The 11767-nt window shown below is 31.1% G+C and carries 11 protein-coding genes; 3 read left to right on the top strand and 8 right to left on the bottom strand.

Going from position 1 to position 11767, the window contains the following annotated elements; all coding sequences use genetic code 11:
- Positions 1-406: 406 nt before the first annotated feature.
- The 3 genes from BED47_RS02540 to BED47_RS02530 are packed head-to-tail and all read right to left on the bottom strand — an operon-like array spanning position 407 to position 4144.
- Positions 407-1516, bottom strand: coding sequence for a GerAB/ArcD/ProY family transporter (locus BED47_RS02540; RefSeq protein WP_029715373.1), 1110 nt, complete (start codon positions 1514-1516; stop codon positions 407-409).
- A gap of 20 nt (positions 1517-1536) precedes the next feature.
- On the bottom strand, positions 1537-2643 hold the full coding sequence (locus BED47_RS02535) for a Ger(x)C family spore germination protein (RefSeq protein WP_069032240.1): 1107 nt from the start codon (positions 2641-2643) through the stop codon (positions 1537-1539).
- On the bottom strand, positions 2636-4144 hold the full coding sequence (locus BED47_RS02530) for a spore germination protein (RefSeq protein ID WP_069032239.1): 1509 nt from the start codon (positions 4142-4144) through the stop codon (positions 2636-2638). The genes BED47_RS02535 and BED47_RS02530 overlap by 8 nt, the downstream gene beginning before the upstream one ends.
- Before the next feature lie 301 nt (positions 4145-4445).
- On the opposite strand from BED47_RS02530, the gene BED47_RS02525 reads away from it, so the two are divergent.
- Entirely contained in the window at positions 4446-5237 is a 792-nt protein-coding gene (locus BED47_RS02525) for a Cof-type HAD-IIB family hydrolase (RefSeq protein ID WP_069032238.1), read from the top strand.
- A 217-nt stretch (positions 5238-5454) separates the two neighbouring features.
- Here BED47_RS02525 and BED47_RS02520 read toward each other — a convergent pair whose 3' ends face one another.
- Genes BED47_RS02520 through BED47_RS02510 form a run of 3 tightly spaced genes read right to left on the bottom strand, consistent with a single transcriptional unit; the run spans position 5455 to position 7596 of the window.
- On the bottom strand, positions 5455-6270 hold the full coding sequence (locus tag BED47_RS02520) for an RnfABCDGE type electron transport complex subunit D (protein ID WP_069032237.1): 816 nt from the start codon (positions 6268-6270) through the stop codon (positions 5455-5457).
- Entirely contained in the window at positions 6260-7165 is a 906-nt protein-coding gene (locus BED47_RS02515; protein ID WP_069032236.1) for an FAD:protein FMN transferase, read from the bottom strand. Before BED47_RS02515 ends, BED47_RS02520 begins: the two co-directional genes overlap by 11 nt.
- A complete protein-coding gene (locus BED47_RS02510) occupies positions 7165-7596 on the bottom strand; it encodes an FMN-binding protein (protein WP_069032235.1) in 432 nt (143 codons plus the stop codon). Before BED47_RS02510 ends, BED47_RS02515 begins: the two co-directional genes overlap by 1 nt.
- Before the next feature lie 443 nt (positions 7597-8039).
- Between BED47_RS02510 and BED47_RS02505 the strand changes: the two genes are divergently transcribed.
- Entirely contained in the window at positions 8040-8750 is a 711-nt protein-coding gene (locus BED47_RS02505) for a DUF421 domain-containing protein (RefSeq protein ID WP_069032234.1), read from the top strand.
- A gap of 94 nt (positions 8751-8844) precedes the next feature.
- On the opposite strand, the gene BED47_RS02500 is transcribed toward BED47_RS02505, so the two are convergent.
- Positions 8845-9309: a DUF2231 domain-containing protein gene (locus tag BED47_RS02500; RefSeq protein WP_069032233.1), complete on the bottom strand. Its 465-nt coding sequence runs from the start codon at positions 9307-9309 to the stop codon at positions 8845-8847.
- Between the two features lie 283 nt (positions 9310-9592).
- Here BED47_RS02500 and BED47_RS02495 point away from each other — a divergent pair, with 283 nt between their 5' ends.
- Positions 9593-9991, top strand: a complete 399-nt coding sequence (locus BED47_RS02495) for an alpha/beta hydrolase family protein (RefSeq protein ID WP_069032232.1) — start codon at positions 9593-9595, stop codon at positions 9989-9991.
- A 102-nt stretch (positions 9992-10093) separates the two neighbouring features.
- Here BED47_RS02495 and BED47_RS23950 read toward each other — a convergent pair whose 3' ends face one another.
- On the bottom strand, positions 10094-11449 hold the full coding sequence (locus BED47_RS23950; RefSeq protein ID WP_175403435.1) for a L,D-transpeptidase family protein: 1356 nt from the start codon (positions 11447-11449) through the stop codon (positions 10094-10096).
- Positions 11450-11767: the final 318 nt, after the last annotated feature.

Below are 11767 nucleotides of genomic sequence, written 5' to 3'. Positions count from 1 at the left end.
TTTGACTAATTTAGTTTAATGTTCGATATTAATTGAACTACAAACTGATTAATAAAAACTGCTAGATTACTCTAAGTAAAGGCTATTTGATTAGGATTTAGTGTATACTTTTTTTGATGAAAAAGTTGATTGGAATGGAGGGGTGCTCTACTCCTATGGGATTAGCGGGAAGGCTAAAGACCCCGCAGGCTTGCCGAGGAGGCTAAAGAATCTCGCCCCATGGAAAGCGAGCATCCTGTAATGGAAATCAACATCACTCTACTCCTTTTACGAAAATTTGGTCATTTAATTGACAAGGTTGTTTTTCAACAGCGTGAAAAAGCTAACTTATTTGTTAGCTTTTTACTTATTTGAAGTCCCCAAGTGAATATTGACTCAAAAATTACTATTTACTTTATGTATCAAACTAATTTCTCCCAAAACGATCGGCTTTCTTAAAAGCTTGAAAAACCAAATAAATAATAAACAAAATTGGTATATAAAAATAAAGAAAGCTAGAAGTAGCATATGTCATAAAAGTCCCTATTTTCTCCACATCCAATTTACTTTTGAGACTGATCACCATGATATGAACAATAATTATTGAGAACCATAAAGACTTTCTAGTTTTAAATTGAAACGATTCTTTTAAAATTCGGAACGCTCCCCACAATGCCATACAACAAGGAGGCAGTATTACTAAGAGCCATAAAAAGATATATACATATTCAAATCTTTCGATAAAAGGATAGCGAATAATTTTTGACATCATAAGGGTTGGCCAAGTTATATGTTTAAGTTGTCCATGACTAAAGTAAGCGAATGAAACGAATGTAATAAATAAGTATAAAATGATTGTATACGCTTGTGATATATGTGCCCATTTTTGAGATTTTTGATTATTTTTAATAAACGGAAAGTAAATAAGCAAAAATTCAGGTCCAGAGTACATCAGAATACAATACTTTGCTGAAACGAAATAGTCACTTATACTATGATTAAAAACAGGTAATAAATTCGTCCAATAAGCATATTTCAATGGAAAGTAACATGTTAACAATAAGAGAGAAGGTATTATTACTCCCCAAAAACATATTCCTGTAATGACTCTAAATCCTCCAATGACCAAATATGTGATAACAAAAAGCATAATAAATGATAAGAGCCAAATTGGAAAATATGGAAAAACCCAAGTAATAAGAACTGCTATATAGGACCGAATGATCGTTGTAATGACTAAAAGCATGTAAATATAAAAAAAGGTATTTAATATATTTCCTATCCATTTCCCAAATAATTGTTGGTGTAACGACATAATATCTCCATTATTTGATTTCTTTAACAAATAATACATTATCCAAATAATGATATGTATAGAGATACCAACTAGTAAAACCGAAACCCATGCATCCTGTCCGGCTCCTTTTACTATATTACTTTGAAAATTCAGTAAGCCAACACCTGTTTGGGTACTATGAATAAGAAATAATAAAAAAAAGGGAGATACTGTCAGACTTTCTTTTAATTGTTTACTCATAGACGATCTCCTCCATTTTTTTATTCGCCAATCCCAGATTGAGATAATACTACTTTTACATTCACATCGAATTTAATAGTTGGATACACATTTTCATAAAATTCCTTTTCGTTCCATTTTTTCGAATGTGCTCGTGCTAAATCACCTATACCTAAAGGATCGACTTGATGTTTTTGAAAGGTTAATAATAGATTTTCAAAATCTTCTTTCATCTGTTTTTCCAATTGATTGTTTAAAAATAGATTATTTTTTCTTTTCATTAAATCTAGCCATTCTGGATAATCTTTTACCATCCCATTTAGAGTAATATCAAATTTCATTTTTGTTTTTTTCTTATTGGTTTTAATTAATCTTTTTTCATTCCCATTTAAAATCGTTAATATTGCAACATCAATTTTATTTCCCTTCTGAATATTAAATTCTGTTTGTCCTCTAATTACTCTTCCTCTTAATATTTTATACAGTAAGCTTTCTTTTGGATTTAAGATCAGAGCAAGTTTGTCCTTCTTAAATACAGCTAGTCCGTTCACTTCAATATTCTCGTTTTGATTTATCTTAATATAGGGTACTGAAGCATCTCTACCTTCTCCATAATAATCAAATAAAAAACTATGAAATGTTGGAAGCGGTACAAATTGGTTCTTAAAATTTTGTTCAACCAATTTATAGATATAGTTGCTGTCTTTCTCTTTGTTTTTCTTTAATAATTCTCCTGCTGGTTCTTCTGAAACAGCCAATAGCGCATTGCTTCCAAGCAATGGATCCCTACAAACCGCCTTAACAAAATATGACACCCCATTTTCAGCTAGTTCTTTTCCAAAAATAAGAAGGTTCAACTTTCCAATTTCTATCGGTTTTGGGGATTGTTCATTTAAAGCTTGTTTAATTAATAGGGATTTCTTACCACTTCCCTGTAGGACGGAGCTCCCCTTATTTCCTACATCGGTAAAATCAGAATATAGTGCCGTTCCAACAAAATGATCATCAACCTTATCAAAACCGTATACTGATAGAATTTGTATTTCATCAATAATTTTTTGCCGAGGAAAAGAGCAACCTGACAGTAACAAGGTTAGTAGAAAAAAAGCACAAAAAAAGTATAAATTTTTTCGGTTTATTCTATTCATTATTACGATCATCCTTATCTTGATTAGGATTATATCTTTTTAGTGAAAGAGGTCTTAAAAATCTACTACGAGTCGTTGTAAATTGATATGATGACCGAATAAAACTATCGCCGAAGCTTTTTATTCTAAAAGGATATAAAGGAACCATATACGGATTTCCCAATGATTTAAGCTTTAATAAATGCCCTAGCAAAAGAACAAATCCTATTATTATTCCAAAACCACCCATATAAGCTGAAAGTAAAATAAGTGGAAACCGCAAAAGTCGAATAGCATTTGACATTTTAAATATAGGTGTTGTGAAAGAAGCAAGTGCAGATAGTGATACAATGATCAGTAAAATATTACTCGTTAGTGCAGCTTGAACAGATGCCTGTCCGATTACAATACCACCTACAATTCCTAGTGTTTGGCCAATTTTTGTTGGTAATCGAGCTCCTGCTTCTCTTAACAGTTCAATGGTAGTCTCCAAAAAAATGGCTTCCCATATAGGAGGAAATGGAACATGAGCTCTTGAACTAATGAGGGGTTGCAATAAATCATCAGGTAAAACTTCATAATGGTATGTTAAGATTGCTACGTAAATTGGTGTAGCAAACAAAGAGAAAATTACACTTATAATCCGAATGATTCGAAAAAACGATCCAAGTACCCAATTTAGATAGTAATCTTCAGGAGAAATGAAAAAATCCAATATAGTAGTTGGTCCAGTAATAATGTAAGGTGATCCATTCGAAAGGATAGCAACTTGCCCATTTACCATTGCATATACAACCCGATCAGTCCGTTCAGTAGATAAAAAAATTGGAAAAGGTGTATTTGAGTTATCTGAAATAATTTGATCAATCTGTGAATTATCAAAAATAACATCGAAGTCGATGTCTTCCAATCGTTGACGAACAGTTTGTACATATTCTGGATTCGTAATTCCATCCAAATAGGCAATAACTACTTCTGTTTTAGACATCGAACCTATTTTAATTTCCTCAAAAACTAACTCAGGTACAGCTAATTGTTTTCGAAGTAAATGAAGATTAGTACTTAGATTTTCAACAAATCCAACTTTAGGACCGATAACACTAAATTCATTTTCTGTATCATTATTCTCACGATAACCAAGATTTGCATTTTCTACGCTTATCGTCAAATAGCGTTTGAAATACTTGAATTCAAGAATAACATATCCTTTTATTAATTTTTTTTCGATCTCTAGTGGGTCATTCGTAAATTGGACATCCTCAAAAGGAATCGACTTCTTCACATCATTAATTGTACTAATTTTCTTAATATGCTCTTGTAATGACGGGAGTAAAAGGTTATTTATTTTATCGGCATCTACCATACTTTTAAAGTAGCTAATGGTTAGATCCTGCTCTTCACATAATGAAAATTGGTAGAAATCACTCGATTTAGCAGCCTGTTGAAATATGGACGTTATTGACTTTTTTTCTTTCTCGGACTCTTGATTATTTAAATTTCGTTCACTTGATTTTAAACGCATTTAGACCACCCAATCGAGTTTGTTTACTAATTTCTAAGTATTAAATATAGTCTGCCTAGAATTTCCATTTTATTTCCTACTTTATTTTTTCGTACTTTCTAATTTATATACAATAAAAGCATTCAATTTATATTTAAATTAATTCTCTAATACATCCATGCAATGCTGTGATCACATTTGCGGTTATTCTTTTCTATCTCCTGTTACTCATTAATCTTCAATAAATCTATACACTGAGTTTACTAGGTTTTAATATTCAGATGATATGATGGGTTTAACTTCAAATGAGGGGGCAGAATAAATGAATATTCGTGCATTATTTATCGATATGGATGGTACACTCTTAACAGTCTCAAACAACATTTCTCGCCGAAATATGGAAGCCATTAATAAGCTCATGAATCAAGGAGTCATGGTTTTTCTAGCAACTGGTCGACACTTTGAAGTGACCGCTCCCTACCATAAAGAAATTGGATTACAAACTCCGATGATTTGTTTGAACGGTGCCGCCATTCATGATGGTGAGACAGGAAGAATGATTCAAATGGAAACAGTCAAAGTGAACGAAGAACTACTCCATCATTTGACTGCTGAAGACCCTTGTAATGTTATTATCCATACAGCAAATGGACTTTACTGTAAAGAAACAAATGAAGAAATTGATTATTGGACAAAAGTTGGGCAAATACCACCACGATACATTGGTGACTTAAGACTGGCTAATTATAATGATGTGCTTAAATATAGTGTTCGAACAGATGAACAAAATATATCTGCTTTGTTTAAAGAGGAAGCTGAAGTCATAAATTGGAATGACGGTTTTGAAATGGTTGCTCCAAATGTTTCAAAATGGTCTGCTATTAAAAAACTACTTCGTGCATATCGAATTAATCCAAATGAAGTAGTAGCTATAGGAGACGGACCAAATGATATTGAAATGCTTCGTTATGTTGGCACAGGTGTGGCAATGGGGAACGCTCGCGAAGAAGTTAAAGCAGCATCTGATTTTGTAACTGGACATCATGAAAATGATGGATTAGCTGAATTTATAGAGCGTTATCTGCTTAAATCAACAGAAACATTTGCGATTTAGTGTTCTTTTCTAACAAGTTTAATGAATGTGAGAATCCAAAATCAGTAGTCATAAAAAAGGCTCAGAAAAAATCTGAGCTTTTTTGCTTTGAGATAGAATTTTATTATTGTGTAAAGATGGAACAGTCTTAAAATTATAGATTTCAGAAAAAACGATTCAATTGAAATTTTTCTTTGTTTATAATGGGAAAAACTAACATTATCATTTGTTACTAAAATCATACCTTATGAAAGGTTTGATTCCTTTGTTTGACTTTTTGAATTGAGGGTTTTGGTTTCAATAAATTAAATAAATTGCCTACGATCAAGCCTGTAAATAAATAGGTTAACCCTCCAAATAATGTATAAATAGTTACTCCTACTAGTGCACATATAAAACCGAAAATAACTTGTTGTTTGTCTTTGGCTGGCGATGTAGGAGGATCAGTGAGCATAAAAAATGCAAAGAAAAGCGATGCATTTATAAATGGACTACGAAAAGCATCCGATGCATCTCCAATATGAAACAGATTAGTCAATATTAAGAGAATGAAATAGGTTCCTAAAAATGAAAAAACCATAGGGAATTTATTTACACGACTTACAACCATATACCCAGCGATTAATAAAAATATATTTGTCCAACCTTGAAGATCTCCAAATGCCCCCCACCAACTTTGTTCAGTGTGAAAAAGGATGATAGACATTAATAGACCAAAAACTGCTGGATTAACTATTTGTTTCCTTTTAAAAACAATTATATATTTTGATAGAATTGAAATGATTGTAGTGAAAACAATCACATACCATGCAGTGGTTATACTTAAAATCATCGCGACAATCATTCCAGTAATAACTGCTCCGTATGGCTTAATATTTTTCCTTTTTAAAATTAACAAACAGAATATATCCGTGATTGTTGCCACAAAAACGGCGATCAAACAGTTAATTACTCCTCTACTGGTTTGATAATCAATTGTAGCAATTAAGAGTAAAATCATTAAGGACAGAATCACATATCCTTTTGGTGACTTTATCCATTGTTTAATAGTCAATAGTATCCACTCCTTTATGATAAATTTGTAAATCGGATGAAATTAAAATACCCTCTAAACCAACTTCTTCTAATAGAGTTAGTCCCTTTTTTCTTCCCATTAAAAAACATGTAGTTGAAAATGCGTCAGCCATCATTGCATATGGTGCGATGATACTACAACTAATCAACTCTGTTGGTGATTTTTTATTTTTTGGGTTAATAATATGATGAATTCCTGGCTTTAAACCACTTTTACGCTCATAACTTCCAGAAGTACAAATCGCCATGTTAGAAATTTCTAGTGTGTGAATGATATTTTCCTTATTTTGTGGATGCTGAATTCCTATTTTCCATTTATCACCTAATTCATCTAAACCTCCTGCATAAAGATCCCCACCAGCATTAACAATGAATCCGTCAAATTGTCTCAATTCATTTACAGCAAGATCAATGGCAAATCCTTTGGCAACAGCACCTAAGTCAATCACTAATGGCTTTTTTAAAAGTATTGTTTTATCTTCTTCATTTAAGGAAATATCCGAGTAAGTAACTTTTTTAGATGTATTATTTTGTATGAGCTCTTCTGTTAAATAATGTTGGTTAAACCCAACATTTTCCATTATTTGACCGACCGTTGGATCAAATAGTCCATTTGTCCATTTAGCCACCTCTAACGCGAATTTTAATGGCTCAAATAATAATGGACTAACAGCTACTGGTTTATTAATTTGTTTACACACCTTCATTAGTTCACTATCCAAACTAAATCGACTACATGTCCTTTCAACTTCTCGAAAAAAATCAAATGCACGATTAATTGAAGCTTCCGTTTCCTCTAACGATTTTGATGTGACTACTTTAATATCAACAATCGTATCCATAAATAATTTCGTTTTTCCTATGATTTTCTTCATTATATGTTCCTTGCCTTTAATAGAGCATCTTGAATAGCATCTTTAAAGGCCTGTGTACTATATGTCGCTCCTGACACATTCCGAACTTGTGAACTTTGAACACTTACTACTTCATTTGGTAAATTTACAATATCATTCTCAGAATAATGCATACCATAATTACTTATCTCTACATCTATTATTTTATCTTCATTTATCTTTAAGGCGATTTGAATCGATCCACGACGATTAGAACCCATCCCATAAAAAGTTCCATTTTTATATAAACTTTTTTTTACAATATTATTTTTAATTAACGGTACATTGACCTGTTCTGTTTTTGGCGACGCTACATTCGAATCTTGAATCTCAGTTGTAAAGTAGCCAGTAGCATATATCGCTCCTATTGCAGTTGAACAGATCGTAACCCATTTTTTACTCATTTTGCCCATTTACATACCTCCAGTTCTTATTATCATCTTGTATTATAATGAGTAATTCTTAAAATTCTTTTAATTGCTAAGCAAAATTAATAAAATTTCTAGAATTTTTTTGAAAACTTTTCTTATCAGATAGCTTCATTTTAGAAGCTGAATAAACAGTTTAAGATAAATTTAGATTACTTTTTCTTGTTATTCAAAAAATAGGTAGCCATTTAAAATTTGTTTCTTCTAAAAATTACACTATAAAAGTGAAAACTTGATGAAAATTTTGTTCTTTTTTCATTAAATTGCAGAAATTGAGATGCAAGTCTTCTAAGTTGCACAAACTAATTTCTACATCATTAAATTTGTCTATCAATTTTAACCTCTTTTATAAGGAGATTACATAAATACTTTAATGATAATAATAATTAAAAATAAATTAAGGTTACTGGTAAAAGGAGTAGTTGCCCATGCCTGAACATTTTGAAATAATTACAAGAACAATGCTAGCATTTTTAATATTGTTCATTGGTGCTAAACTATTAGGAAAACAAATTATTGCTGAGATGAATACCTTTGATTTTATTGCAGCTATTTCAGTTGGGAGCATTATTGCAAATTTAGCTTTTAATTTAAATATAAAAATCCACCATGCAGTATTAGCTTTTTTAATTTTGGTTTTAGTCATTTTACTCGTTAGTTTTATTTCCTTGAAAAGCAGAATAGGTAGAAATTTACTTGCAGGTAATCCAACTGTCATAATTGAAGATGGAAAAATTTTAGAGGCTAATATGAGAAAAATGCGCTATTCTCTAGACTATTTAAATCAACAATTAAGAGAAAAAGGAATTTTCAACATAGATGAAGTTCTTTATGTAGTAGTTGAAACAAATGGTAAAGTATCTTTTTTACAAAAACCACAATACCGAAGCGTAACAAAACAAGATTTAAATATACCGACAAAACAAGAAAGTAATTTACCTATTGAGTTGATTATGGATGGGGAAATTATCTCAAAAAATTTAAGAGAAAATAATCTGTCAGAATTAAAATTGCAAGAAGAGCTAAAAAAACGTAATCTTCAAACGAAAGAAGTAGTGTATGCTGTGTTGGCAGCAAATGGAAATATTTATATCGATACTTATAAAGATCAGATTGCTTCTCCAACTGATCAAGAATGAACGATAAATTATTTGATAGGATTATTGAATAAAGTTCAAATAAAAAAGAGCCAATTAAGGCTCATAGATTATAAATTCATCATTAAAAATTCAATTATTTTGGTGGATTTACTAATTTATTATGAACTTTTACATTGATACCATCAGTATAAACCATTTTTCCACCATAATATCCTACTGATAATACTAGAATAAGTGAAGCTAAAGAAAAGATTAAATATAAAAACTTAAGCTTTTTAAATAGTTCTTTTTTCTTGAAATAAGTAGAATAAATTCTAAAAGCTGCAACAATTGTTACTAGCCAGCTTGTAAGTATTGCTAACTGTTCGTGTATATGCAAGAAAGTAGTATTACCTCTAGCCATCTCTTCTGGTCCAGAAGAAACTGAAAGCCAAGCGGTAAGTGCTGCAAAAATCCAAAGCCACAAACCACGCTCTGCTTGAAAGTTTACTTTCTTAAAAAAAGCACTCCAAAAATCTTTTAGAACTGCTAAAGTGATAAATGCAATTGGGAAATGAACAAGAATTGGATGAAGATGAGAAGTTACTTCGTTAATCATGTGAAAACCTCCTATTTAAAATAGTTGTGTATTCCCTCTAAGATTACTTTTAATTAGTTTGATTAAAGTGTAAACAAATATTATGAAAATTAAATGAAAAATAAATTAAATTTTCCGAAAAATCAATAAGTGAATTCCATCTTATTTGGAGGAACTCCTCTAATATCTTGAGTGATTTTTCTATTCTTATTCCCTACCCACCTATTAGATACAAAACTACTAATTAGTAGTACGAGTGCTACAAATCCAAGCACGTATTATTTGCAAAAGGATTTAGTTTTAAATGATATTGGCTAAAATGCTTCAATCTACTCATGTCATTACAGAAGGATCAATTGAAAAACGTTTTTTAATTTATGTACACGCAAGACAACAAGGTGAATGGGTTCAAAAGATAACAGGTGTTGATCCATTAACAAATAAAGATCAGCTTCTAAAATTTTGTCCCATAAAAAAAATTACAAAAGATTACCCGCCAACATTATTTTTACACGGAACGAAAGACACAGATGTTCCATATGAACAATCTGTCTTTATGAGAGCTGCACTTTTACAAAAAGGTGTGAAAACAAAGTTCATCACTATTCCAAACGGAGAACATGTATTTGATAAGGAATTCGAACATCCAATCGTTCAAGATTCATTAAAACAGATGATGGAATTTCTCCGACAGTATGTATGAAAATTTGCTGAAATAAAAGACTAATCGTTATTCTTTGAATGGAAAACTAAAAAAGGATGTCTCTTTGCCGAAAAAACGACGATGAGACATCCCTTTTCTTTATTATGCGATTGAAATACCATAAGATTGGGCAATTTCCCCATTCGAATTTGAAGAATCAGCAATAATGACTGTAGTTCCTACGTTAACTTGCTCAAAAAGCCATTGAATTTCACTATTATGCATTCGAACACAGCCGGAACTTACTGATTGTCCTATTGAACTCTCTTTATTGTTTCCGTGGATACCATATGCAGCACCAACACTTAATCCTAACCAGCGCTTCCCAAGGGGATTCCTAGGATCACCTCCAGGAATATTTCCTTTGTACCATGGGCGGTTCTTAACTTTGTTTGAGATGACAAATTTCCCAGTAGGTGTAGGTGTTGACGACTTACCTGTTGCAACAGTAAAGGTTTTTACAAGATTACCATTACGATAAAAAGTAAGTTTATTCGTCTTTGTATTAATCATTAGCAATTGACCAGTTGAAAACGTTGAACTACTTTTAACTGAACTTACCACTTGTGAAATATAATGTGATACGAGCAAAGTATGTGGAGTACTTTGATTATTACTCTGATCTAGAACGATTACTTTGAGAATTGAATTCGCTTTTTGTTTCCCAATTTTAACAGTGAATTTTCCTGTTGAGCTAACTGTATTATTTCCGATTAGATTTTCGTTCATATATACTTTGACAGTTGCGAAAGGTTCAGATATTCCAGTTACATTCTGTGATTGATCAGATATAGCAGAAAGAGAAGTAATCGATGGTGCAACTGTATCTTTTACACTAACTGTAATTGGTTTACTTTTTAATCCTTCACTCACCCCAATGACACTTATTTTCGTAAATTCTTTCAATGGTTTTATAGCATCATTAAATTCACCTTTATCATTTGTTTCCACGGTATTAATTAATTTAGAATCGGTATATACTTCTACCTGACTATTTGAAAGAAATAGACCTTTAATAGCAGTTGATTGGTTTGTTACTTGTTCGATCGTTGGGGTCGGTAAATCTAAAATTGTAAAATTGATTTTATTATCAGAGATTACTAGATTTTGATGATTAAATTTAATTGAATCAAGTTTATATTCTCCTTTTATAAATGAACTTGTAATTTTCATTTTTCCGGAAAAAGATTTCTCTGAAGTTTGTGTTAAAGAAATATTTTTTCGATTCGTACCATTTGAAAATGTTAATGAAACTTTTTCACCGCTTTTTTTCGTTTTTAAACCGATCTCAATTGTTTTACCATAAGTAGCCTCTGTCGTTTTTAAGTTCACATGATCTATATAATTAGAGAACTCATTATTGTTAAAATTAAACTGAAATGTAGTCGCATTCGCTTTCGGTATGAGGATAAGGATTACTAACATTCCCAGAAGTATCCAAATAATCTTATTAGACATAAGCTCTCTCCTTATTTATATTAAATTACTTAACTAATAGCTGGCCTTGGATTCTAAAACTAACTAGAAAACTTATATATGTATCATAGTTTTTAAATGTTTCATTTTTTGTCACAGGATGTTTCAAAGTTGTAAACATTTCGTTTTTTAACCTAAAAACAAGATAACTGAGATAAAAATAAAAAAGCCAAGAAAAATTCTTGGCTTTTTTTAGAATGTTGAAATATATAATGATCAAAAGGGAAAATGGACATTAAAGGAACATTTATTAATGATGAGATTATTTTTTGGATGGTTTTAAATGTTAATATGTTAAGC

Source organism: Gottfriedia luciferensis, from assembly GCF_001712755.1.
GTDB lineage: Bacteria > Bacillota > Bacilli > Bacillales > Bacillaceae_G > Gottfriedia > Gottfriedia luciferensis_B.
The sequence above is the reverse complement of the archived record's forward strand: the minus strand, read 5'-3'. Positions and strand labels throughout refer to the sequence as shown.

Excerpts from the sequence above, each read along its gene's own strand:
- BED47_RS02540 (WP_029715373.1), bottom strand. The coding sequence starts at position 1,516 with ATGAGTAAACAATTAAAAGAAAGTCTGACAGTATCTCCCTTTTTTTTA.
- BED47_RS02535 (WP_069032240.1), bottom strand. The coding sequence starts at position 2,643 with ATGAATAGAATAAACCGAAAAAATTTATACTTTTTTTGTGCTTTTTTT.
- BED47_RS02530 (WP_069032239.1), bottom strand. The coding sequence starts at position 4,144 with ATGCGTTTAAAATCAAGTGAACGAAATTTAAATAATCAAGAGTCCGAG.
- BED47_RS02525 (WP_069032238.1), top strand. The coding sequence starts at position 4,446 with ATGAATATTCGTGCATTATTTATCGATATGGATGGTACACTCTTAACA.
- BED47_RS02515 (WP_069032236.1), bottom strand. The coding sequence starts at position 7,165 with ATGAAGAAAATCATAGGAAAAACGAAATTATTTATGGATACGATTGTT.
- BED47_RS02510 (WP_069032235.1), bottom strand. The coding sequence starts at position 7,596 with ATGGGCAAAATGAGTAAAAAATGGGTTACGATCTGTTCAACTGCAATA.
- BED47_RS02505 (WP_069032234.1), top strand. The coding sequence starts at position 8,040 with ATGCCTGAACATTTTGAAATAATTACAAGAACAATGCTAGCATTTTTA.
- BED47_RS02500 (WP_069032233.1), bottom strand. The coding sequence starts at position 9,309 with ATGATTAACGAAGTAACTTCTCATCTTCATCCAATTCTTGTTCATTTC.
- BED47_RS02495 (WP_069032232.1), top strand. The coding sequence starts at position 9,593 with ATGATATTGGCTAAAATGCTTCAATCTACTCATGTCATTACAGAAGGA.
- BED47_RS23950 (WP_175403435.1), bottom strand. The coding sequence starts at position 11,449 with ATGTCTAATAAGATTATTTGGATACTTCTGGGAATGTTAGTAATCCTT.